The following is a 25,027-nucleotide window of genomic DNA, read 5'->3' as shown; positions in this document are numbered from 1 at the left end:
TTAGGTGAATGACATTTTGGCAGTTTGCATTTAAAAACGTCACAAGAAACGCCAGAGCTTATTTCGCCTATTTTGTAAGCAGTGCGTTCTCCATCGCAATCTTTTTCTCATTTGCAGTTTATTTATTTCATCCTAAATTGCATATGACAGACGTGAATTTTTCTCTGAACATATTAATGACAATTTCAGAAGTTGTCATTGTGTTCTTTTCATTTTTCTTTTTACTGTATTCAATCGGGACGTTTTTAAAAGTACGAAAAAAACAGTTCGGGATTTTAACAGTGCTTGGCATATCTCAAAAACAATTAAAGCGACTCATATTTATAGAAAATATGTTAATTGGTGCTCTTTCTATATTTTTTGGCATTCAACTTGGACTTGTCTTTTCACAGTTCTTTTTGTTAGTTACCGCCAAAATTACACACGTACCTGGTTTATATTTATATCCGCCTACAAGTGCTATCGTTTTAACTATCATCATCTTTCTCGGCCTCTTCATTCTCGTATCATCTTTTACACCGATGCTCATTCGTACGAGAAAAGCCGTACGTCTTTTAAAAGAAGGAAAACAACAAAAAGAAAGAAAAGCATCCGTGCTCATCTCTCTATTTGGTGCGACCTGTTTAATATGTGGATATGCGTTAGCCGCAAATCCGCTGTATTTTATGTCGCTAGGTGACATAATTGGGCTTTTATATGCCGTCTCTAGTATATTTGTCATCCCATCGCTTATTGCAGCTGGAACATACTTTTTCTTTTCACAAATTAGTTTTTTACTTATTCGTATTTTAAAAACACGAAGAAAGTTTTATATGAAACGAATTAATATGCTTTGGATTTCAGATCTAGCATCACGTATTCGGACAAACATTAACATGCTCTTTATTGTAGCGATGCTATCGACGCTCGCTTTTACAATGATTACATTCTTATATGGCTTCGGGAAATTTACAAAGTTTGATGCGATTAGACAAAATCCTTTCCCGTTTACTTATTTATCGCATACTGAAAATACGTTAGCTGATGAACATTTAAACTGGTTAGAGCAGAAATTTAATGAAGAGCACTTTACTTATACAAAATTTAAAACAGATATATATGAAGTATCTTCAGCTGAAGATAACACGCAGCTCTATTATGCCATTAAACAAAGTGACTATAATGTACTTGCTAAGGCTTTAAATTGGGAAACGCTCACGGTCAATAAGAATGAATCTTATATTCTTATGAAAGACTTAGATGATCAAGTTATTGGAACGCTCCATAATAAAGAACAGAAAAATACTCTTACACTTACTCAAAACAATTTACAACTACAAGTGAAAGAATATAAAAGTTATAGCCCATTCCCAAACAGCTTAATATACCAATTACTCATACTATCTGATGAAAATGTAGAAGCCTTATCCACCGTTTCCAAACAAATGAGTGTATATAACTTCAAAGTTACAGATTGGGAAAAAGCACATAATATCGGTTCATCGTTTATAACAAAAATCCATAACGATAATGCAGCAATTCAAGCAGAGCATCCACCTTTCCATGCAAGTGAAGCGAGCGATTCTCTATATAAGACAAAACTAAATGTCGCTTCGTTCTTCTTAATTGGTACTTTCCTAGGAGTTATTTTCTTTATCGGTGCTGGCAGTGTTCTTTACTTCCGGATGTATACAGATTTAACAAATGAACAAGAAAAATATATAACGATTACGAAAATCGGCTTAACTGAGACTGAAATGAAACGTTCAGCGACAATTCAGCTTGCGATTCTTTTCTTCGTACCTTACATTATGGCATCAATCCATACGATGTTTGCGACAAAGATGCTACAAGAAATATTACATCTCTCGTTCTTCGCTGAAATTACAGTCGTACTGTTGATTTTTGGAACAGTTGAAATTTTATTTTTCCTTTTAATTCGTTCCTTTTATATGCAAAAATTATCACAACACATTAAGTTTTAAAAAGTAGAAAGGTGATTACTATGGAAGAAGTATTACACATAAAAAACGTCTCAAAAGTATATGAGGGGAAAGTCCCTCATACTGCTTTAAAAAATATAAATTTACACGTGGATAAAGGGGAATTCGTTGCCATTATGGGACCATCTGGTAGCGGAAAATCTACATTTTTAAACGTTATCTCTACAATCGATTCTCCGACTTCTGGTGATGTCGTAATTAACGGAAAAAAACCGCACACATTTCGTAGAGAGAAGTTAGCTATTTTCCGAAGACAAGAGTTAGGATTTGTTTTCCAAAACTTTAACCTACTAGATACACTAACAATCGGTGAAAATATCGTACTACCTTTAACATTAGATAATGTTCCATTAAAAGAAATGGATGAAAAGCTTGATAACATTTCAAAAAAGCTTGGAATTGATCATATTTTGGACAAGCGTATTTTTGAAGTTTCTGGGGGACAAGCACAGCGTACCGCAGTAGCACGTGCTGTTATTCATCACCCTTCTCTCTTACTAGCCGATGAACCGACAGGAAACTTAGATTCAAAAGCGGCAATTGACGTAATGGAGTTATTTACGAAATTAAATAAAGAAGAAGATGCAACGATTTTAATGGTTACGCACGATCCGTTTGCAGCAAGTTATTGTAACCGTGTTATTTTCATTAAAGATGGAGAGCTTTACAATGAACTACACCGCGGATTATATCGCGAGAAATTTTATCAAGAAATATTAGATGTTCTAGCGTTATTAGGAGGAAGACGTGGATGACATTTTGGCAATTCGCATTTAAAAATGTCTCACGTAATTCGAAAGCATATTTCGCCTACTTTGTAAGTAGTGCTTTTTCTATCATGGTTTTCTTTTCATTTACTGTATACGCGTATCATCCGCGCTTACAGAGTGTACAAAGCTTTCAAGAACGTGATCCTCTAATGAACTTAGCTAGTACAGCACAACTTGTGATCGTTATGTTCTCGTTCTTCTTTCTCTTATATTCAATTGGAACATTTTTAAATGTTCGGAAGCAGCAATTCGGGATACTCACTATTCTTGGTATCTCACAGAGACAATTAAAGAGACTGTTATTTACTGAAAATATGATAATCGGGATATTGTCTATCTTTATCGGCATTCAAGGTGGACTTGTATTTTCTAACTTTTTCTTATTAGTCACTTCGAAATTAACAAGTGCGAAAGGTCTCTATTTATATTGGCCAACAGAAGCGATTATCGTTACAACCGTAACGTTTATCATTTTATTTTTAATCGTTTCTACGTTTACACCAATGTTTATTCGTACTCGAAAAACAGCCCACCTCATTAAAGGGAACAAGAAAATGCCAGCTGAAAAAAGACCATCTATACTCATCTCTTTATTCGCTTTAATTTGTTTAGGGCTATGCTATTATATCGCTGGTTATCCGCGAGGCTACGTAACGGAAAAAAATGTGCAAAATGGATCTGTCTTTTTTATTATGTTATCTATTTTACCGCTCGTAATAGTCGGGACATATTTATTCTTTTCACAAACATTCCTTCTTTTCATCTATATTTTAAAGAAGCGCAGAAAGTTTTATTTGAAACAAATAAATATGTTATGGATTTCAGATTTAGTTTCTCGTACACGCAGTAATATTAATGTACTCTTTATTGTTTCTATGCTATCTGCACTTGCATTTACGATTATTATTGGATTATTCGCCGCTAATAACAATACGAAGGCATCAGTACTAGAGCGATATCCCGTTCCCTTCACGTATACATCAGAAGGTGACAATTCCCTTGAACAAAAGCATATTTCTACAATTGAAACGGAGCTTACAACTAATAATTTTCTTTACAAAAAATATAAGTTTACAGTATTAAAAGATACAGCTTCCAAAGAAGATATTATGCTTATGAAGATGAGTGATTATAACGCAATTGCTAAACAATTGAAAAGACCGGAAATAACAATTGATTCTACAGAAGTGTATATTATTTCTCGCCACTCACCAGAACTTCTCGATCTCGTATCTAATCCATTTGCAAAGCAAAATACGATTACACTCGGGTCTAATAAAAAAGAATTTCATATTAAAGGGTTTATTAATAAGGGAATCGAACCATCCTTTGCATTCCCACATTTAGCTGTCGTACAAGATTATGTATTTGATAATATGATTCCTCATATTGAAACAACTGTAATCTATAACTACTTCGTAGAAAACTGGGAAAATGCAATCGTTCCAACCAAAAATATGTTACGTGTTATTAGTGGCGATGCGCGTGAGTTCTACGAAAAGCATACAGAAGAGAACGCTCAAGTTCCTTTCTTCATACATACGGCTACGGATGAACTCATTTACGGTAAAGGAAATGCAGTTGCTCAATTCTTTATTTGGGCATTTCTCGGCTTTATTTTCTTTATCGGTGCGGCTAGTGTTTTATACTTCCGTATGTATAATGACTTAACAACTGAAAGACAAAAGTATATTACGATTACAAAGCTTGGCTTAACTGAATCAGAAATGTATCGCTCTGCTACCATTCAATTAGGAATTTTATTTTTCGTTCCTTACATCGTTGCTGGTGTTCACACGTTATTTGCGGTTAAGTTTTTACAAAGCATGTTTTCTTTCTCATTACTAAAAGAGACATGTATCGTACTCACCTTTTTCGGGATTATCGAGATTATTTTCTTCTTCTTAATCCGTTCTCTGTACATTAATAAATTATCACAGCATATAAAAATATGAATAAAATGGCCTTGTGCATATTGCACAAGGCCATTTTCAATAGTTTTTAATAATTAGCAGCAATATCCGCCGTAGCCACCATATCCGTAGCCGCCGTAACCGCCATAACCACAACCGCCGCCGCCGAAGCAGCTAGCACCGATGATAATTAATAAAATAAACAATACGATTAGAAGCGCAAAACCGCCTCCGCAACCATGTCTGCGGTTACAATCATCATGTCTGTGTTCACACTTTTCGCTCATTACCCTATTCCTCCTTTAGTATCATTCATAACAAGTTCACCTTGCTCTAAATGAGGGGATTCCATTTATATTATGTTTTCAGGGCGAATAGGAAGCTTGGCTTACCTAAAAACGGGCTTGTTTCAGAAAATGAGCCTTATCAAGATGTAGGTATAAAACATTTGACATACTAATAATTTCTTACTAATATTTAATTGAACGATCAATCAATTTTTTGATTATACATTCAAATTATATAAATCAGGAGTTGAATAGCATGACTGATTCTTTTATTGCAGAGGCTAGGCGTGAACAAATTATTCTTGCATGTATTGATACATTAGAAGAGGTTGGATATAACAACTTGAGCTTAACGAAGGTGGCAAAAAAGGCTAAGATTAGTACCGGACTTATTTCTTATCATTTTAATGATAAGCTTTACCTTATGAACCGTACATTACAATTTTTAGTTGCCAAACAACATGAATTTATTAGTAATCGAGTACTATTAGCTCAATCTGAAATAAATAAACTAGAGGCTTTTATTGAAGCACACTTGGCTTATCAAGAAACTCATTACAAAAATAATATTGCCTTAATTGAGATTGTCTTTAATGCAAGAAATGAAGAGAACATTCCTTATTACAGAATCGAAGACGACGAAGAGGATGCTCTTAGAACGATGTTATTAGATATTTTGAAGACTGGACAACAAAATGGTGTGTTTTCTAACTCTTTTCAAACCGACACATTAGCTTCATTTATTTTAGGAGCAATCGAAGAAAGAATGTTGAAGGCAAATTCATCTATATCCATAGAAAATTACTCAGATGAGCTCATAAAAATGGTGAAAAAACTCACTATTTAAAACATGCCCTGGTTAAAAAATATATATAAGAAAGGATGAACTACACATGAAAAAGGCATCTGTCATTGGATTAGGTTTTTTAGAAAAGTTACTTGCTATAGTAAGTCCAATCCTTTTAAGCGTTATTGGATATTTTTCACCTAAATTAATAGAGATTATAAAAAAGATTCCTCTCTTTTCTGATTCAAAAATTATAGAACTTTTAAATTTTATTAATCCCTTCTGGCTTCCTATTATCCTCATGCTAATTGGTGTTATTGCAGGAATTTTATTTTCTTTAATTATTTATAGTGAAGCTTTAAAAATGAACATTACTTCGGAAAGCATTCACGTGAATAAGGACGATCAAAAGAAACAAATCACCAGATCAAATGTAAAAGCCGTTTTTGTAGATAAGCGTCAAGTGGTTATCATTGATCAAGAAGACCGAGAATGGTTACGTGAAACATCTGACATTACCCCAAGCAAAATTAAAGATACTTTCTTAATGCACGGCTTCCCCTGGGTGGAACAAGATCCTTATAAACATGAGTATAGCTTATGGAAATTAGAGGATGCGCGATTTAATAAAAGCATAAATACTATTTTGTATGAAAGACGAAATGCCCTTCGAGAAGGAAACTCGAAAAAAAAGAAGCATTTACGCAAAGATTTGAATGAGCTAGGAGTCTTTGTCAAAGACGATGGAGAAAATCAGTATGTCCGTTCTATTAAATAATAGGACAATAGAAAAAAGATATAAAAAGCACCTTGCCCTGTATATTTGTAAGTAACTACGATTAAAAAATAGCAAAACCCACAGAGAAATTGAATTTCTCCTGTGGGTTTTATTAATTAAAATGGGCTTTTCTCCCTAAAGAAACATATTCAACAAAAGAGCAAAACCAAATGCAATAAATGATAACAATGTCTCGAGTACCGTCCACGTTTTAAACGTTTCCTTCACCGTCAAACCTAAATACTCTTTTACAAGCCAGAACCCTGCATCATTTACGTGAGAAAACATTAATGATCCTGCACCGGTTGCAATAACTAGCAACTCTAAATTCACACCAGACATGTGCTGAATAACTGGTGAAACAATCCCTGCTGCTGTCGTTAATGCTACTGTAGCTGAACCTGTTGCAATTCGAATTAATCCAGCTACCATGAAAGCTAATACAATTGGTGATAACGAAATATGTTCTGCCATTTGCGCAATCGCCGTTCCAACGCCGCTTTCAATTAATATTTGTTTAAATCCACCGCCTGCACCAATTATTAAAATAATAGAACCGACAGGCAATAAACTTTCATCTGTTAATTTTTTAATCATCTTTTTATTAATACCTTGTTTGATACCAAGTAAATAAAATGCTGCGAAACATGAAATAAGTAAGGCGATTACTGGACTCCCTATAAACACAAAAAATTCAGTCATTTTTTCCGGTAATGAAATATATGGTGCAACTACTGATAAAATCATCAATACAACTGGTAATAAAATAATAAAGAATGAAACTTTACGACTTGGCAAATCAGTTGATACTGTCGTAACTCGAACAAGCTCCGGTTCATTTTCAGGTATAACCCTCTTATGTACCCACTTTGCAAATATTGGGCCTGCGATAATGGCTGTTGGTAACGCGATAATTAATGAATATAAAAGTACCTTTCCTAAGTTCGCGTTATAAATACCGATTGCTGTCATCGCCCCTGGATGTGGTGGTACGAGCCCGTGAACAATAGATAATCCTGCAATGACAGGTAACGCAATTAATAATATATTTTGCTTCGTCGTTTTTCGAATGGAAATAACGAGTGGTAATAAAATGACAATCCCCACTTCAAAAAATACGGGAATCCCTATAACAAACCCTGCAAATAACATAGCCCAAGGTAATTTTTTTACCCCGAAAAATCGAATAAAGAAATCTGCAACTTGCATGCCTGCCCCTGAATCGGACATCATTTTTCCTAAAATTGTTCCAAGTGCTAAAATACCAACTAAATGCCCTAGTACACTACCAACACCAGTTTCATAGGCAGCCACTATTTTCGTTAAGTTCAGTCCAGACATAATAGCTAAAAATAAACTCGCAACTGTTAAACTAATAAATGCATGCCATTTCCACCATGATACCCCTAAAATAACAATTGTGATCGCAAGTAACGTGACGATTAATAAGTATATATCCATCTCTCATTCCCCTTACTTTTATCCCGATTGGTGTGAGCTAATAATTAGTGGATGATGCCCTCCTCCACTAATTAAAGTTTTACTTTATAAAAAAAGAGGGAACATCCCCTCTTTTTTATACGTCATAATTCACTACATAATGCTGCATCTCTGTATTGTAGTAGCCTTCGCTATATTCAATTACTTCGCCAACTTCATCATAAGAATAGCGCATACGTTTTAATAACGCTGTCCCCTCTTTTTCACCTAGCGCTTCTGCAACGAAACTAGGCGCGAGTCCAACAGCGAATTCATCTCTGAAGTTTTCTAAGTGAATGCCTCGGTCTTCAACTAAATCATAAAGCGATTGCAAGTCAAAGTCCGATAAATCTGTACTTGCCATTCCTGCTGAGAAATAGTGCGTATAATGAATGTAAGGTGCATCATTTAACGTATATAAACGTTCAATACGAAAACTCTCCTTGCTGAATAATCGAAATGGCACCGTTCCTTCTTCATTATGAACGATTTCTGCTTTTATCAATTTCTTTTGTACTTTATATCCTTCTTCCACTAACACTTCAGTAAATTTCTTACCCTTTGACAACTTTGTCGCAGAAGTATTGCGGATAACTTTCGTTCCTTTACCGCTTTTCTTTTCCAAATATCCTTCTTGAGCGAGTTCTTTAATCGCATTTCGCACTGTAATTTTACTCACTTTGAACTCTTCTTCTAACTGCGGTTCGGAAGGAATATTCGTATGAATCGCATATACACCATGCAATATTCGATCACGAATAATATTTTTTATTTGTAAATATAATGGTCCTTTTTTCCTCGTTACGTTCACCGTTACACCCACTACCTTTCTACATCACCTACTGATGCCGTCATTGCTCGAAGTATATCCTTCTCTGATGACATTGGCGTATCACCGACGATTGTATGTGCAAGCATTCCAGCTGCTGACGCAAATGAAACAGCTTTCTCTGGTGCAAACTCTTTTATCTCGCCATGAATAATCCCGCTCGTATAAGCATCTCCAGCACCTATTCTATCATATACAGAAAACGCAAGTGTTTTTGCAAAAGTGAACGCACCATCTTTACATATAAATCCGCGAAGCGAGTGTGTATTATCACTATTAATAGAGCGATGTGTACCAGCGATTGTAGCAATATGATATGTTTCAGCCACCTTTGGAATAAGATCAATAAGTTGTGCTTCTCGCTCCGTCTCCTCTGTTTTCATTCCAAGAACGAACATTGCATCTTTTTCATTCATCATAACGATATCAGCAAGAGCCAGCATTTCTTCATAATGTGGTTTCGCCTGCTCATACCCATCTTCTCCCCAAAGAGATGGACGATAGTTGCAATCAAAAACGACAGTGCCTCCGTTGTCTTTCACTGCTTTCGCTAAAGATTTCATATGATGGCGTACAGTATCATTCATCGCAAGTGTAATCCCGCAAAAATGAACGATATCAATTTCCTTTGTGATTTCTTCAAATTGATACATGTCTTCACATGCCGTATTGAAGCTACTTTCTAATCGATTTGAATATGTAACGCGGCTTGCACGTGCACCAAATCCATTTTCTAAAAAGTACATGCCGACATATTTGCCATCTCTTGAAACAAGTGAGGTTTGCACACCTAATTTTTGAATGTAAGATAATGCAGCATCTCCAACCGAATTTTCTGGTAAAGTTGAAATAAGAAAGCCTTCATGCCCGAGATGAGAAAGTGCCGCTGCCACGTTCACACCTGTACCAGAAAAGGAGTAATTTAATGTGTTAGCTTGCGACAATAACTCATATCCTGGTACTTGCAGGCGCATCATTACTTCACCAAATGCTGCAATTTTCTTACGCATATTGATCAACTAACTTCTTCACGACTGCTAATAATTCACGAACATCTTCTACTTTCGTATTGCCAGTTTCTTTATCAATAATAGAAGAGTACACGTGCGGGATAACTTGCTCTACGTTTGCTTCAAGCGCAATACTTACAATTGTTTCGAAGTTTTCTTTATCAATTCCGCCTGTTGGCTCTAATGCAAATCCTTCTTCTGCACAAGCCTTCGCAACTGCGCGATATTCTTCCTCATGAGCTAAACCTTTCATTGGGAAGTATTTCAATGAATTTCCGCCCATATCACGTACAAGTGCAATTGCTGTTTTAATTGGAACGATTGCTTTTTCTTCTCCAGCTGCGCTAATTGGACCAGTAGAAATATTTACGTAACCCACTTTTCCTGTTGGGGATACTAAACTATTAATCCAGCTATCTTTTTCGCCAAGATTTGCACGTGTCGCTCCAACTGAAGGGAACACTTGGTTAATATGGCTGCCAGGATAATGCTTCGCAATTTCAGCTACAACTGCCGCTTGGCGATTATCTCCTGCTCCTAGTCCGATTGATACAGCGTCATCAATTTCTTTTCCGTATGCTTTCATCGCTGTAACGGCTTCTTCTACTGTTGGGTAGTCTTTTGATAATACCCCCACTACTACATACCCTTCTGCTGCTTCAAAAATATCTTTCGCATTTCGGGTATTGTTCGCTAATACATTTAATGCTACGCGGCCTTTATAAAAACGTTTTTGAATATTTGTCATTTTAGTTTCCCCCTACAATTTCTCTCAATTTTTCTTCAATTACATGTATGTCATCACCTTGAAGTGGACGTGGATCAATATCAAAGAATCCTTGTCTTACTCCGTAATCACGTGTATAGATTGCGATTTCCCCTTCGCGTAATGCTGTCACAACGTCTTTTGCCGATTTATTTAACTCTTTTTCGTTAATATGAATACGTGCTCTAAAGATTGCTCTTCCGGCTTCATCTTGAACGATCGTTACATTTACACCTTTTAATTCTTTTAGCGGCATAAGTACTTGTAGCAATTCTTTTTCTTGCTCACTTTTATCTTCTTTTACGCCGTACTCATCAAGCGCTTGAAGTAAGCCGAAAGTTGTTTCTTTCCCAACTTTCATACTTCTTCCGATGCAATGTAATTGCACTTTCAGCCATTCGATATATTTTCGTTTACCGCCAACAATACCAGAAGTAGGTCCTTCAATTGCCTTTGAACCACTATAAATGGCAAGGTCTGAATACTCCACATATTTTTGAATGTCTTCTTCAGCTGCCGCATCAACGATAAGTGGTACGTTATTTCGCTGCGCTACTTCCCATGCTTCTTCAACAGAAATCATATTTTTTTGCACTGCATGATGTGATTTCACATACAGAATCGCTGCTGTATTTTCACCAATTGCATCTTCAATATGCTCTGCTTTCCCTTCATTTGCGTAACCCACTTCAACAGGCTTACCGCCGCCTAAATAAATCATCGTTTCAACTGGAGCACCGTATTGAACGTTATGACCTTTTAACATAATTACTTCGTTTTTCGCGATTACTTCTTGATGAAGTCTTTCACTTTTACGGCGATTTCCTTCCGTCACGATACCAGCGATAGAAAGCGCAATGCCACTCGATGCTGAGTTCACAACGACCGCTGCCTCTGAATCTAGAATTCTCGCAATATGGTCTCCCGCTTTATCTACTAAATCAGCAATTTCCACATAATTTTGTCCACCATGTTTCATCGCATCCATAACTGTATCTGTAGGAGCGGATACACCTAAAATACTCATTCTACCGCTCGCATTAATTACTCTTTTTAATCCGTACTTAGCATTCAATGAATGACCCATTGATTACAACCCCTTTCGTATCAATCCTTCTTTCAGCAATGCGCTGATCCCCTTCTGAATCAATTAACGTAACCTTCTCATCTTTCACTGTAAATAAAGTTAAGTTTGCAATATCTCCTTCTTGAATGCGGCCAAGCTCTGGTTTTTTCAGCCACTCTGCTGCATTTTTCGTAACCGCGTCAATTACTTCTTCTAGCGGATAACCTAAGTAAAGGAATTTCGAAAGAACGTGAGCCATACTATACACGGGACCGTGTATACGATTCTTCCGGTAAATATCTGTACTAATTGTATTAAAAGCAATACCGTGATGCTTCGCCGCCTCTGCTACTTTAAAAGAAAAACTAGCATTACCGTGACCAACATCTAAATGAACACCACGATTCACTGCATCTAGTAATACAGGTAGCGGTTTGCCTTCTTCATCGAATAAATTATTTTCTTTCCCGTTTAAGTAATGTGTAATGACATCATCTTTTTCTAAAAGAGGTACAACTTCCTCAATGCGAGGAGGCGCTGAACCGATATGTACCATAATTGGTAATGATGTTTCACGAGATAAAGAGCGTGCAACATGAAGCGGTTCAATTCCACTATCACAAACGACACTTTTACTCATTCTCGCCTTTAACCCAACGATTACATCTTTATACTTTTCTACTGCTTCTATTACTTTCTCTTTATCTATCCATTCCATATTGGATAATTCATCGATTCGTCTCAAACCGATACGAGAAATATTTAAAAAGGCAAATAAATTCGTTTTTGCCTGCTCTCTACTTTTTACTAAATCTGCAATACGATCAGCTCCGCAGCTACCCGCATCAACAATTGTCGTTACCCCTTGCTTAACGCCAATTTCATCCACCTCATCGCCATACGGATCAAACTCCGGAAAAGCATGAACGTGCAAATCAATCCAACCACTCGATACGTAAGTACCTGAGTAATCAAGAACCTTTCCACCTTCGCCAGCACCAGCTTTCGTCACCTGTGCGATTTTATTATTTTCAATTACAATGTCAATCTCTTCCCCGTTCACACGTTTTACATTACGTAGTACGAATCGTTCTGTCATTGTACTTCCACCCTTTTCTATAAGAAGCCATAAGAATACGCTTACATTAAAGTTTCATTTTATATGTCTTTCACACGTTTAGCGTAACACAAAAAAAGGGGGAAGTAAATATAACGTTATAATGTTTGAAAGTGAATAAAAAGATGCTCCTCCAAAATGGTAATAGTATAGGAAATTATATCATCGATTTTTTGAATATATCTATCATAACTTACAATATATCAACGATTTTTCAATTATATCTATCATAACTTACAATATATCAACGATTCGACAAGGAATATCGATTTACCGACAAAAAAACTTCAATTCCTTTCTTATATAAGAAAAGGCTGTCCCAAATGGCACAGCCTTTTTCTCTATTCCTGAACCGTCACAATAACCCCATCCATATTGTTCCCGGAAATTTCATACTGCTTGTTTGCTGGAACGTTCACTTTCGTATTCTCAGAAACTTTATAATAAGAAACAGTATATTTCTTACCTTCTACTTCAGTTGAAACCTCTTTTTCCTCTTTTAAAAACTCTAAATATTCCTCTAGTGTGAAATTCTTTTTTTGCATAATTGCGCTATGAGGTAGGCCAACATAACGGATATGCCATGGCTCATATTGAATTCCAGTAATGTTACTTTTATTTTTCGGATAACGTAATACAAAGCCATGCTTCCATACGTTCTCTTCGATCCATTTTCCTTCAGGCGCTTTCTCCATCTTCTTTTGCGTTGATCCAACGTCTAGTGATAATCCTAAATTATGTTCACTATATCCTGCTGGAAGCGCGTAATCAGATCCCATTTCTTTATATAATTTACTTTGTTCTTTAAAATCTCGATACCCACTACTCATTAAGAAATGCTGTACGCCATCTTTTCCAGCCGCATCGACAACGTTCAAAAACTTTTTTACAACATACTTTGATAAACGAAGATTTCTATCAAATATTACGTAGCCTCTTACTAATTCACTATTATGATTTACATTTATAATATCAGACCTAATACTATCTTTTTTTACTGGATAATCCCTATTAACTAATAATAAATCACCCTTATAAATTTGTTCCTTCGTAATCTCTTTCCTCTCGGTATTTGCCGCCTTTACTAGCTCATCTTTTCCGACAACTTTAACATTGATTTCCTTTTGAAATAACGGTGATATATAAAAGCCTACACATACTGTGCATGCTATAAAAAAAGAAATAAATACCCACTTTTTCATTTCTAGTTCCTCCTTAACGTAACTTACGTATAGAATAGAAAAAACTATTAAAATAAAAAGTGGGGTAAAGTTTAAATTTTTATTAAATTGTTAAGTTCTCGTCTTTTGGCAATCGCACTTCAAACATTGTTCTAACTACATTACTTTCAGCAGAAATTGTACCGTTATGCTGCTCAACAATATTTTTCGCAATAAACAGTCCAAGGCCTGTCCCGCCACGGTTCTCAGTTCTCGATTTATCACCTGTATAAAACATATCAAAAAGATACGGTAAATCTTCTTCTGGAATGCTGTCTCCATAATTCATAACTTGTACGACAACTTCTCCATTATCGATATACCCATTCAGATCAACAAATTGCCCATCATATCCGTATCGAACGGCATTTGTTAACAAGTTTTCAAATACTCTAGCTAACAATTTTCCATCACCGTTAATTGGCAAATGAGGATCAATATTCAACCTAGCTTGTAAATGATGTTTCTCTAATAAAGGATACAATTCCTCATCTAACTGTATAAGTAGTTCACTTATATCAATCGGCTTTTTATCCAGCTTTAGCATGCCATAATTCATACGTGTAATTTCAAATAACTCATCGATTAAACTTTCGAGCCTTTGCGATTTCGTATATGCAATTGTGGAGAAATGTTTAATTTGTTCTTTTGTTAAATTCTCATCTTTAAGAATTAAATCTAAATACCCTAACACGGATGTTAATGGAGTTCTTAAATCATGAGCTAAGTTTACAACGAGCTGATCTTTACTACTTTCAGCAAAGTCTCCTCTTTCCACCGCTTCTTTTAACTTTTCACTCGCAACATTTATTTCACGTGCGATATCTCCAAACTCATCGTTTGATGAAACTTGAACTTTATTCGTAAAGTTACCGTTCGCAAGATGATGAATCCCGTTAGAAATCTCACTAAAATACTTTAAATACGGTTTTGTCAAAAAGAAGAAAAAGATAATAGATAACGGAATAAAGAAAATTAAAAAGAAGTTAATGTCTCCAACTTCCCTTACCACTGACCTAAATTGCGCTAAAGGCTCTTCGTAGCGAACCATCGTTTTATAATACAGCTGTAATCCTTTATAAATTATATAAGTTACAGTTGCTGCAAGCACCATACTTAACGCAAATAAGGCAATCATTTTAAATCGAAAACTTTTCATCATATTAGCCATTGAAAGTATAACCTACTCCCCACACTGTTTTTATTAATTTATCCTTTCTTTTATCTTCCCCAAGCTTTTTCCGCAACGTACGAATATGTACCATAACTGTATTTCCGCCTTCATAATAATCATCTGCCCATACTTGCTGAAAAATATTTTCCACATTATACACTTTCTTCGGATGGCTCGCTAATAAATATAAAATATCAAACTCTTTCGGTGTTAACTCAATTTGCTCTCCATAGACGCTCACTGTTCTTCGCTCAGGATCAATAATAACTCCGCCTATCTCTAAAGCAGATTTATTCTCCGCTACTTTCGGCTGATTTAATGTAAGAAACCTACGTAATTGTGCATTTACACGCGCAACTAATTCAATCGGTGTAAAAGGTTTCGTCATATAATCATCTGCGCCTAATACAAGACCTGTCACCTTATCAAAGTCCGAAGTTTTCGCACTTAAGAAAATGATTGGCATATGGTGCTTCGCGCGAATTTGACGCGTCACTTCATACCCATCCATTTTCGGCATCATAATATCTAAAACCACTAAGTCGATTGGCTGCGTTTCAATAATATGAACAGCCTCTTCCCCGTCTGCTGCCTTCACGACGTGGTACCCTTCTTTTTCTAAATGTATCTCAATTAAATCAGCAATTTCTGCCTCATCATCCACTATTAAAATTGAAATGCGCTTCATTTTACTCCCCCTTTTATACGCTCGATTGTAAACTAGTCTATCCAATTTGTACAATACGAAAAGGTTACCCGTTAGAGTAACCTTTGTAAATAAAATTATATCAGCGATTTTCCAAATATATCGACCATAACTTGAATTATATCGGCGATTTCTCAATTATATCGACCGTAACTCGCATTATATCAGCGATTATTGAAATATATCGACTTACCGACAATTAACAACGAAATTCGCCCGCTACTTTAAAGACTCAAGTTACCGCTCCAAAACAATTCGCTGTTTCGTGATCTCCGCCAACCTTCCGCGGTCTACTTCATACTCAGCTTCAACACTTTGCGGCACCATAACTTTTCCGCCCTTAAGCGTCACTTCCGGCGAAATAATATCCTGCTCCCAATGTCTGCTAGAAGCAGATATATCGCCTGGAATCGTAAAGTTCGGCAATGAGGCAAGCGCAACATTTTGTGCTCTTGAAATCCCCATCTCCACCATACCGCCGCACCAAACGGGTATGTTGTGCTCCATGCAATAATTATGAATTTGAACCGATTCTGTTACTCCGCCCACTCGCCCTGGTTTAATGTTCACAATTTGGCAGCTACCAAGGGTAATCGCAACGCGTGCATCTTCTAAACTATGAATACTTTCATCTAAACAAATCGGCGTTTCAATTTTCTTTTGCAACTCCGCGTGATCAAGAAAATCATAATCGGCTAACGGTTGTTCAATCATCATTAATTGGAATTCATCTAGTCGTTTCAGCCTCTCCGTATCCCCTAATGTATATGCTGAATTTGCATCTGCCATTAGCGTGATATGCGGAAACTCTTTTCGAATCTCTTTCAATAATTCGTAATCATGCTCTGGCTTTATTTTCACTTTAAAACGCTCGTATCCTTCTTCTGCGTACTTCTCGATTTGTTTTAACATAACGGGAATCGTATTGATCCCAATTACAACGCCGACTTCAATTTCAGACTTCGTTCCGCCAAGCACTGTCGCTAACGATTTCTTTTGACACTTCGCATATAAATCCCAAACAGCCCCTTCAATTCCGGCCTTTGCCATTCGGTTTCTTTTTATATGTTGAAATAGACCCGGTACCTCATTCGGATGAGAAATTTCAGCCTTTAATAAATCAGGTATTAAAAAGTCTTGCAGTACATGCAGCGCCGTCTTCACCGTTTCTTCCGTATACCACGGTTCAGAGAACGCAACGACTTCGCCAAATCCAATGTACCCGTCTTCATCTTCTAATTCAATAACGATACTCTCACGCTTTTCGTAAGTCCCGTAGCTTGCAGCAAACGGGATTACGAGTGGCATTTCCGTTATATACAGTGTCGCTTTTTTTATTTCCACCTACATCTCCTCCACTAATTCTCTTAACTCTCGTCTTAACAATTTTTTCGAAGCGTTACGTGGTAATTCCTCTAAGAAACATGCTTTCTTCGGCACTTTATATTTCGCTAATTTCTCCTCGCAAAAGTGAAGAATTTCTTCTTCTGTTACCGCCCCGCTTTTCACAACAAAAGCAGCGGGTACTTGTCCCCATTTATCATCAGTCATACCTACAACACCAGCTTCCGCTACCGCTGGATGGGACAGCAACACTTCTTCAATTTGAGCCGGATATATATTCTCTCCGCCAGAAATAATTAAATCACTGCGGCGATCTAATACGTATAAAAATCCTTCTTCATCTAAATAACCGAGGTCGCCAGTATGAAGCCATCCGTTTTGAATAGTCTCACGCGTCGCATCTTCACGGTTAAAGTAACCACCTGTTACGTTCGGTCCTTTTACTACAATTTCACCTTCCGCATGTGGCGGCACTACTACGCCATCTTTTTCAATACGAAGTTGGCACTGAAATAGTGGCTTTCCAGCTGATCCTACTTTCGTTAACATGTAATCTGCGGACAACGTACAAATTTGCGAAGACGTTTCTGTCATACCGTACGTTTGATACACAGGAATTCCTTTATCTACACACGTTTCGAGTAACGGTTTTGGCGCTGGTCCTCCGCCAAGTAACATACATCGTAAAGAAGATGGATATGTTTCTTCTCCAAGTCTCTCTAATAAATCAGTTAACATTTTTGATACGACTGAAATAATCGTTACGCCTCTCGTTTGAAGTGCTGTATGAATAAAATCAGCATCATATTTCGGAACGAGTAAAATGCGCATGCCGTACATAATATTTTTCATTAGAAGAGATAACCCGCCAACATGGAACATCGGCATACACGCTAACCAGCAATCATCATCACGAAGTCCTAAATTAAGCGAAGAGCCAACCGCGCTGGCCCAGTGATTTCCATATGTTAAAATAACGCCTTTCGGTTTCCCTGTCGTCCCTGACGTATAAATAATCGTCATCGCTTCTTCTAAAGAGAATTCTTCTTGTATAGAGGCTTCCTCTTTTGGTCCATTCATCACTTCGGCGAATGAATAGACAGGAACATCTTTAGCCTCAAAATCTTGATCCGTCACTAAACAAATAACTTCAGCATCATCCATTTGCCAAAGTAGCTCTTCTCTTGAAAGACGCGTATTTAAAAGTACAGCTACTGCCCCTACGTACGATAGGGCGTGAATAACTGTAATCATCTCCATACCATTTTTCATCAGAACAGCCACCTTTTGCCCTCGCTTCACTCCAACATGCGTGAGACGTTCACAAACAGATACTACTGTTTCATGCAGCTGCATAAAAGTAACTTTCTCTTCCTCTATTTCAATTGCAGTACGATCTGGTGTTAAAAATGCACGTTGCTTTAACCAATTTGGCATCGTCTCCATCATACATTCTCCTTTCATGAAAGAAAGAGACTTGATGTGACATCAAGTCTCTTAGTTGTTTTGTTTCCGGTTTGATCATTTGGTTGCGACTCACTTTGTGGGCGAGCCGCTTCCGTCTAAGAACCTTAGCCAACGGGGCTAAACAGTCGGCTCCGCTTTTGGTTTCATCCAGCTACAGCGGCTAGAATGTTCGGTGGCTTCACTTCTTCCTACGAGGCAAAAAACGCCTCTACGTCAGAAGCTCCATCCCCCTCATATTCTAAGCGAGCCGCTTCCGCTTTTGATTTGATCAAGGGAAACGAGGGAATTGACCGAAGTCCGGACTGCGTTTTTCTTTGAATGCGTCGCGACCTTCTTTTGCTTCGTCAGTTGTGTAGTACAATAACGTTGCATCTCCAGCTAGTTGTTGAATACCAGCTAGACCGTCTGTGTCTGCGTTGAATGCAGCTTTTAGGAAACGAAGTGCCATTGGGCTGTTTGCTAAGATTTCTTGTGCCCATTGTACTGTTTCTGCTTCAAGTTGTTCTAATGGTACTACTGTATTTACTAAGCCCATATCAAGCGCTTCCCCAGCACTGTATTGACGGCATAGGTACCAAATTTCGCGAGCTTTCTTGTGGCCTACCATACGAGCTAAGTAACCAGCTCCGTATCCACCGTCAAAGCTTCCTACTTTAGGACCTGTTTGTCCGAATACAGCATTGTCTGCAGCGATTGTTAAGTCACATACGATATGAAGTACGTGTCCACCACCGATTGCATAACCTGCTACCATTGCGATAACTGGTTTAGGAATTGCGCGAATTAGACGTTGTAAGTCTAATACGTTTAGACGTGGGATTTGGTCGTCACCTACATATCCACCATGACCACGAACTTTTTGGTCGCCGCCAGAACAGAATGCACGTCCACCTTCACCTGTTAAAATGATAACGCCAACATTTGCATCATCACGAGCTTGTGCAAAAGCGTCGATTAACTCCATTACCGTTTTTGGACGGAATGCGTTATGTACTTCAGGACGGTTAATCGAAATTTTTGCGATACCATTGTATGTTGAATAAATAATATCTTCGTAATTGCCTTCTTTTACCCATTCAATAGCCATTACAACTACCTCCTTGTATATTTCTGATCTCATCTATAAGTGTAACTTCATTCTTAACTGAAAAAAGCATCACTGCATAGTTTTTAGAAATCCCTTTACTATTGTATCAAACTTTTCCGGTTGTTCCACATGAATTGCATGGCCAGCACCATCAATTTTGACAAATTTCGCGTCAGAGACGCATTTTTCGATGTTTTTTAATATGCGAAAGAACTTTTCATCATGCTCTCCGTTCATTAAAAGAACAGGTATTTTTAAGTTTTTTAGCTCATCCCACCATGAAGGCTGAGCCCCAGTTCCCATGCCGCGCAAGCTATTTGCGAGCCCTTTTGGGTTGTTAGCAAGTCGTTCTTTTCGCACCGCTTCTTGTACGTTTTTTGCTAAACGTTTTTGCGTTTCAAACAGCGGAATATTTTCCCACATCGATACAAAACTTTCTATGCCTTCTCGCTCAATTTTATCGGCAAGTCGCTCATCTTTTTCACAGCGTTCTTTTCGCTCATCTTCACTTTTGAGTCCAGCTGTACAATTTTCTAATAAAAGAGAACGTACATATTCTGGATATAGACACGCCATCGTAATCGCCAGTCTACCGCCCATTGAATAGCCAAGTATATGTGCTTTTTCAATATGAAGGTAATCTAATAGTTCTTTCATTTGCAATGCCACATTTCGAATGTCATAATGCGCAACATCTTCAGGACTCTCGGTCTTTCCGTGTCCAACAAGATCCACTACAATAACTTGAAACTGCCCACTCCATGAAGAGATAAAAGAACGCCACGTTTCCATGCTTCCCGTAAAACCATGAAGAAGTAGAAGTGGTTCCCCGCTTCCGACTACTTCATATTCATACGATACACCTTGCAGCGTTACTTTCATTTTGATTCACCTTGCAATGATGTAGTAATTACGTCCTGTGTTTTTGCCCATAACGTACGGTGCAACGTTAAGTTTTCATCACGGTTCGTACAAATTTCTACAACGTGTAAACCTTCTGTCGTTGCTCCCTTTTGTACTTCCTCCCGGAATTGCTCCCAACCATTTACACGGCTAAATGAACCACCGTACATTTTAACAACATGCTCATAGTCAAGCCCAATCGGCGTTCCAAATAACGATTCGAAGTGTTCCTTTTTCTCATATTGTGGTAAGAATGAGAAAATACCCCCACCATCATTATTTACAACGACAATCGTTATATTTAATTCATGTAATTTTGCAGCTAATAGTCCATTTAAATCGTGATAGAATGATAAGTCACCGATGACTAATACGAGCGGATCGCAAATCATGCTCGCTCCTAAAGCTGTCGAAATGATGCCATCAATCCCATTTACACCGCGGTTTGCCATCACTTGAATATTTTTATCTGATGTGAAGAAGAATGAATCTGTATCACGAATTGGCATACTATTACTCGCAAATAACGTTGCTCCTTCTGGTAATACGCGTACAATATCTGTAATGACTTTTCCTTCAAATGCAGTTTCATATGTTTCCATTTCACGAAGCGTTTCCTTCGTTTTTTCGTTTATATGTTGCCACATTTGGGACCAATCATTCTTTTTCATAACTGACATTTTTTCTATTAATGTACTGCAAAATGCAATATCACTTGCCTGTACAACTTCTGTCGCAACAAGAGCTGGATCTCTCCATTGTCCAGATTCGTCAACAACGATATGAACAGCTTTCGTTTGTTTTTTAATGAACTGCGTTAATGCTTTCGAAACAGGCATACCACCAAAACGAATTAAAACGTCCGGCTTCCACGTCTCTTTTAACAATTCATTTCGTAAAAATGTATCATAACAGTCGATTACCATCGTTTTATCGTGGTGTCCGCTACGAATATTAGAAAGTGGGTCTGCTAATATTGGGTATCCCGTTTTTTCAGCTAGTTGCGTTGCAAACGTTGCGATTTCTGAATGACTATCATCTCCACAAATAATAAGCCCCTTTTCCATATGTGAAAGGCGCCCTACAAGAGAATCTACATATTCACTCGGCATCACCACGTTCCCTTGCTGAACTACTCCTGTATATTCCCCGCGTCCTTTATCCCATAAACTTTCTAATGAAAAGTCCGGGATAAGCGGTTCACGAACTGGAAAATTAAGATGAACAGGTCCTTGCGGCGCTAAACAAGCACTTGCTATCATGCGCTGCGTTGTCATGCGAGCGTAGTGGTACATCGCTTCACTCGCTTCTGGAAGTGCCATCTCTGTAAATTGCTTCACAAACGTACCGTATAAATTAAATTGATTCATCGCTTGTGGTGCACCGACATCTCTTAATTCATGCGGTCTATCTGCTGTTAAGACGATAAGCGGCACTCGTGAATGGAAAGCTTCACATACAGCTGGATAGTAGTTCGCTGCTGCCGTTCCTGACGTACATAATAATGCAACCGGACGTTTTTTCGCTTTTGCGATACCGAGCGCAAAAAATCCTGCAGATCTTTCATCTACATGTAAATATGTGTTCATTCCTTCGTGTTGTTCCATTAGTAGAGCAATCGGCGTTGACCGTGAGCCTGGACTAATGACAACATCACATACATTTAGACGCGTCAGTTCATCCACGAACGCGCCTAAATAATATGATAATGCTTCTATATGATTGTTCATTTCATTAATTCCTCCAAAGCACCAAGCATCGGTCTAAACTTCAAACTTGTCTCTTCATATTCAAGTTGCGGTACTGAATCAATTACAATCCCGCAACCGGCAAATAAGGATGCTTTCTCGCCATTTAATAATCCGCAGCGAAGTGCAACCGCAAATTCACCATTTCCTTCATCATCTATCCAGCCAATCGGTGCACCATATAATCCTCTGTCTAACAATTCAACATCACGAATCAGTTTCATCGCTTCCAAACGAGGTGTCCCGCCAAGAGCTGGTGTTGGATGTAATTCTTCTACCATCGTTAAAAGACTCGCAGTGCCTTTTGCCTCTACAGGCGTATATAAATGAATTAAGTTTTTCGTTGTTAATAGACCTGGACTCTCCGGAATATTAACGTATTCGCAGTGCTCATTTAATACCGACCTGATCATGTTCACAACATAACCGTGTTCAGCTAAATTCTTTTCATCATGAAGAAGCGCATTACTATTTCGCTTACTTTCTTCTATAGATTGACCATGACCAGTTGAACCAGCAAGACACATCGAAGTAAACTTCTCATCTTCTTTGCGAATTAACCTCTCTGGCGTCGCTCCTAAGAAGCATGCTCCTTTATAATCAAAAGAAAATACGTAACAATCCGGTTGCCCAATGCGAAGTGCTTCTAAAACAAGAGCAGAATCAATATGATGATCCATTTCTACTTTTAGCTCCCTCGCTAATACAACCTTCTGCACGTTACCCTGCTTCATCTCATCTTGCACTTTCTCAATGGCTTTCATCCAGCCTTTCGGATCCACTTCCACTTTAGAAGTAACTGTTAATTTCGATCCTTCTAATGCACATTTACTCTCCCCAAAAATTTTCTCTTCTAAAGAAACAATTTCGTTATAAAGAGTTTCTGCACAATCTGTTGCTGAAACGAATGTATTCATCGTTAACCATGCTTTTTCATTTTTTACAGTTAATAAAAATGCTGGTAGTGAAAATGTCGTATCATCGAATTCTTTCCATAAGTCCGTTTTCTCTTTTTCTTGGTCAAATGAAAATCCACCAAATAAAAGAGGACCTGTTCCAAATTCATATTTTTCTCTTTGTACAAATGCTTTCTCTTTTACTTTATCCCACTCGTCACGAGCCGCTTGAAAGCGTTTGTGAGAAGAATTTGCTATAGTGAAAACAGAGCCAATTCCAGCAAATATTACATGCTGAGCTGGATCTGCAAAATAACATCTATTTTCCAATGCAATCCTTTTTCCTGCTGCATAAAACAGAAGCGGATCCATCCAGTCTATTTGTTTTACAAAACTAACCAATATTTTTTCATCAGTTGCATGCTTAATGGCTGCACTAAGAACTTCTTGCAAGCCTTTTTGTTTCGTTTGAATCACAATTGTCTCCCCCCTATGGGCGAAAAATAGTCATAATTACGCTTGATTTTAAGATACACCTCAAACGAAAGGCCTGTCAACGTTTAGCATTTCTGAGAAATTCACCTTCTCTTCCTAGAAAATAAACGTTGACACTAAATGATGCTTTTTCTACACTTAGTTGTGTACAATATGTGACCAAAGGAGGATTCAACATGGAAATGAACGTCGAAACGAATTCCTCTCCTACGGCGCCAAAACCAAGCAAGCAAACAGGCTGGCGCATTTGGTGGAGTTTACTACGTCCCCATACATTAACAGCAGCTTTCGTTCCTGTTTTCATCGGAACAGCCTATGCAATGCAGGTCGGAGGTATAAATCAAATCCATCTCCCTCTTTTCCTTATAATGCTTCTTGCTTGTCTTCTCATTCAGGCAGCAACAAACATGTTTAATGAATACTTTGATTATAAAAGAGGACTCGATCACGAAGGTTCAGTTGGTATCGGCGGCGCTATCGTTCGCGATGGCATTCAGCCAAAAACAGTGCTTAACTTAGCATTTGGATTTTTCGGCATCGCAATACTATTAGGTGTTTATATTTGTATGAATTCTAGCTGGTGGCTTGCTGCAATCGGTCTTGTTTGTATGGCCGTTGCTTACCTTTACACGGGTGGCCCACTTCCCATTGCCTATACACCATTTGGAGAGTTAACAGCCGGATTATTTATGGGTGTTATCATTATTGGAATTTCATTCTTTATTCAAACTGGAACTGTAACATCAGAAGTCATTTTACTATCTATTCCAAGCTCCATTTTAATTGGTGCCATTTTACTAGCTAATAATATTCGTGACTTAGATGGCGATAAAGAAAACGGTCGTAAAACGTTAGCAATTCTCGTTGGACGTGAAAGAGCGGTTGGTGTACTTGCTTCTATGTTCATCGTTTCCTACATTTGGACAATTGCTTTAATTATCGTGGGCATCGTATCACCATGGATGCTTATCGTATTTTTAAGTGCACCGAAAGCATTTAAAGCGACGAAAGGCTTTATCGGCAAAAGCATTCCAATGGAAATGGTACCTGCGATGATTGCAACAGCAAAAACAAATACGATCTTCGGTCTCCTCATGGGAATCGGATTATTACTTGGATACTTTCTATAAAAGGAGCTGCTTATGCGGCTCCTTTTTCATATCTGAAATTCATCTCATAATTCCTACTCGCAACGCTCATACT

Annotated in this window: 22 protein-coding genes; 6 read left to right on the top strand and 16 right to left on the bottom strand. The window is 37.7% G+C overall.

Going from position 1 to position 25,027, the window contains the following annotated elements; all coding sequences use genetic code 11:
- Positions 1 to 8 precede the first annotated feature (8 nt).
- From QO049_RS05530 to QO049_RS05520, 3 genes are read left to right on the top strand one after another with little or no spacing between them, the layout of a single operon-like run.
- On the top strand, positions 9 to 1,964 hold the full coding sequence (locus QO049_RS05530) for an ABC transporter permease (protein WP_000144973.1): 1,956 nt from the start codon (positions 9 to 11) through the stop codon (positions 1,962 to 1,964).
- A gap of 20 nt (positions 1,965 to 1,984) precedes the next feature.
- Entirely contained in the window at positions 1,985 to 2,737 is a 753-nt protein-coding gene (locus tag QO049_RS05525; protein ID WP_000393250.1) for an ABC transporter ATP-binding protein, read from the top strand.
- Positions 2,734 to 4,707 (top strand): FtsX-like permease family protein, encoded by a 1,974-nt coding sequence (locus QO049_RS05520; protein ID WP_246961462.1) that lies wholly within the window; start codon positions 2,734 to 2,736, stop codon positions 4,705 to 4,707. Before QO049_RS05525 ends, QO049_RS05520 begins: the two co-directional genes overlap by 4 nt.
- A 53-nt stretch (positions 4,708 to 4,760) precedes the next feature.
- On the opposite strand, the gene QO049_RS05515 is transcribed toward QO049_RS05520, so the two are convergent.
- Positions 4,761 to 4,952 carry a YjcZ family sporulation protein gene (locus tag QO049_RS05515; protein ID WP_001290390.1) on the bottom strand — a complete coding sequence of 64 codons (192 nt, stop codon included), beginning with the start codon at positions 4,950 to 4,952 and terminating at the stop codon, positions 4,761 to 4,763.
- A gap of 256 nt (positions 4,953 to 5,208) precedes the next feature.
- Between QO049_RS05515 and QO049_RS05510 the strand changes: the two genes are divergently transcribed.
- Entirely contained in the window at positions 5,209 to 5,799 is a 591-nt protein-coding gene (locus QO049_RS05510) for a TetR/AcrR family transcriptional regulator (protein WP_000132246.1), read from the top strand.
- A 46-nt stretch (positions 5,800 to 5,845) separates the two neighbouring features.
- On the top strand, positions 5,846 to 6,517 hold the full coding sequence (locus tag QO049_RS05505; RefSeq protein WP_246961465.1) for a YqeB family protein: 672 nt from the start codon (positions 5,846 to 5,848) through the stop codon (positions 6,515 to 6,517).
- A gap of 135 nt (positions 6,518 to 6,652) precedes the next feature.
- Here the strand turns inward: QO049_RS05505 and gntP are convergent, their stop codons facing one another.
- The 15 genes from gntP to QO049_RS05430 form a co-directional block, all read right to left on the bottom strand.
- Positions 6,653 to 7,978, bottom strand: coding sequence for a gluconate permease GntP (gene gntP / locus QO049_RS05500; RefSeq protein ID WP_097999326.1), 1,326 nt, complete (start codon positions 7,976 to 7,978; stop codon positions 6,653 to 6,655).
- A gap of 115 nt (positions 7,979 to 8,093) precedes the next feature.
- Positions 8,094 to 8,819 (bottom strand): GntR family transcriptional regulator, encoded by a 726-nt coding sequence (locus tag QO049_RS05495; protein ID WP_246961467.1) that lies wholly within the window; start codon positions 8,817 to 8,819, stop codon positions 8,094 to 8,096.
- Positions 8,819 to 9,835: a sugar kinase gene (locus tag QO049_RS05490; protein WP_229163724.1), complete on the bottom strand. Its 1,017-nt coding sequence runs from the start codon at positions 9,833 to 9,835 to the stop codon at positions 8,819 to 8,821. Before QO049_RS05490 ends, QO049_RS05495 begins: the two co-directional genes overlap by 1 nt.
- Positions 9,828 to 10,583: a 2-dehydro-3-deoxy-phosphogluconate aldolase gene (dagF, locus tag QO049_RS05485; RefSeq protein ID WP_246961469.1), complete on the bottom strand. Its 756-nt coding sequence runs from the start codon at positions 10,581 to 10,583 to the stop codon at positions 9,828 to 9,830. The genes QO049_RS05490 and dagF overlap by 8 nt, the downstream gene beginning before the upstream one ends.
- Before the next feature lies 1 nt (position 10,584).
- On the bottom strand, positions 10,585 to 11,688 hold the full coding sequence (locus tag QO049_RS05480) for a DgaE family pyridoxal phosphate-dependent ammonia lyase (protein WP_246961471.1): 1,104 nt from the start codon (positions 11,686 to 11,688) through the stop codon (positions 10,585 to 10,587).
- Positions 11,666 to 12,766, bottom strand: coding sequence for an amidohydrolase/deacetylase family metallohydrolase (locus QO049_RS05475; protein ID WP_284489199.1), 1,101 nt, complete (start codon positions 12,764 to 12,766; stop codon positions 11,666 to 11,668). The genes QO049_RS05480 and QO049_RS05475 overlap by 23 nt, the downstream gene beginning before the upstream one ends.
- A gap of 359 nt (positions 12,767 to 13,125) precedes the next feature.
- A complete protein-coding gene (locus tag QO049_RS05470) occupies positions 13,126 to 13,986 on the bottom strand; it encodes a M15 family metallopeptidase (protein ID WP_246961475.1) in 861 nt (286 codons plus the stop codon).
- Between the two features lie 82 nt (positions 13,987 to 14,068).
- Complete coding sequence (locus QO049_RS05465) at positions 14,069 to 15,175, bottom strand: HAMP domain-containing sensor histidine kinase (RefSeq protein WP_000002610.1); 1,107 nt, start codon at positions 15,173 to 15,175, stop codon at positions 14,069 to 14,071.
- Positions 15,168 to 15,866, bottom strand: a complete 699-nt coding sequence (locus QO049_RS05460; RefSeq protein WP_098020776.1) for a response regulator transcription factor — start codon at positions 15,864 to 15,866, stop codon at positions 15,168 to 15,170. Before QO049_RS05460 ends, QO049_RS05465 begins: the two co-directional genes overlap by 8 nt.
- Positions 15,867 to 16,121: 255 nt before the next feature.
- On the bottom strand, positions 16,122 to 17,228 hold the full coding sequence (gene menC / locus QO049_RS05455) for an o-succinylbenzoate synthase (protein ID WP_246961484.1): 1,107 nt from the start codon (positions 17,226 to 17,228) through the stop codon (positions 16,122 to 16,124).
- Positions 17,229 to 18,674 (bottom strand): o-succinylbenzoate--CoA ligase, encoded by a 1,446-nt coding sequence (locus tag QO049_RS05450; RefSeq protein ID WP_246961486.1) that lies wholly within the window; start codon positions 18,672 to 18,674, stop codon positions 17,229 to 17,231. It abuts the gene before it with no gap.
- Positions 18,675 to 18,963: 289 nt separating this feature from the next.
- Positions 18,964 to 19,782, bottom strand: a complete 819-nt coding sequence (gene menB, locus QO049_RS05445; protein WP_000963884.1) for a 1,4-dihydroxy-2-naphthoyl-CoA synthase — start codon at positions 19,780 to 19,782, stop codon at positions 18,964 to 18,966.
- A 69-nt stretch (positions 19,783 to 19,851) separates the two neighbouring features.
- Positions 19,852 to 20,664, bottom strand: a complete 813-nt coding sequence (gene menH / locus QO049_RS05440; protein ID WP_098450175.1) for a 2-succinyl-6-hydroxy-2,4-cyclohexadiene-1-carboxylate synthase — start codon at positions 20,662 to 20,664, stop codon at positions 19,852 to 19,854.
- Positions 20,661 to 22,415, bottom strand: a complete 1,755-nt coding sequence (gene menD / locus QO049_RS05435; RefSeq protein WP_246961488.1) for a 2-succinyl-5-enolpyruvyl-6-hydroxy-3-cyclohexene-1-carboxylic-acid synthase — start codon at positions 22,413 to 22,415, stop codon at positions 20,661 to 20,663. The genes menH and menD overlap by 4 nt, the downstream gene beginning before the upstream one ends.
- A complete protein-coding gene (locus tag QO049_RS05430; RefSeq protein ID WP_000616750.1) occupies positions 22,412 to 23,806 on the bottom strand; it encodes an isochorismate synthase in 1,395 nt (464 codons plus the stop codon). Before QO049_RS05430 ends, menD begins: the two co-directional genes overlap by 4 nt.
- 194 nt (positions 23,807 to 24,000) lie before the next feature.
- On the opposite strand from QO049_RS05430, the gene QO049_RS05425 reads away from it, so the two are divergent.
- Entirely contained in the window at positions 24,001 to 24,954 is a 954-nt protein-coding gene (locus QO049_RS05425) for a 1,4-dihydroxy-2-naphthoate polyprenyltransferase (RefSeq protein ID WP_000425740.1), read from the top strand.
- The last annotated feature ends 73 nt before the right edge of the window (positions 24,955 to 25,027 follow it).

The organism is Bacillus sp. RB3, from assembly GCF_030164735.1.
Lineage (GTDB): Bacteria > Bacillota > Bacilli > Bacillales > Bacillaceae_G > Bacillus_A > Bacillus_A cereus.
The sequence above is the reverse complement of the archived record's forward strand: the minus strand, read 5'-3'. Positions and strand labels throughout refer to the sequence as shown.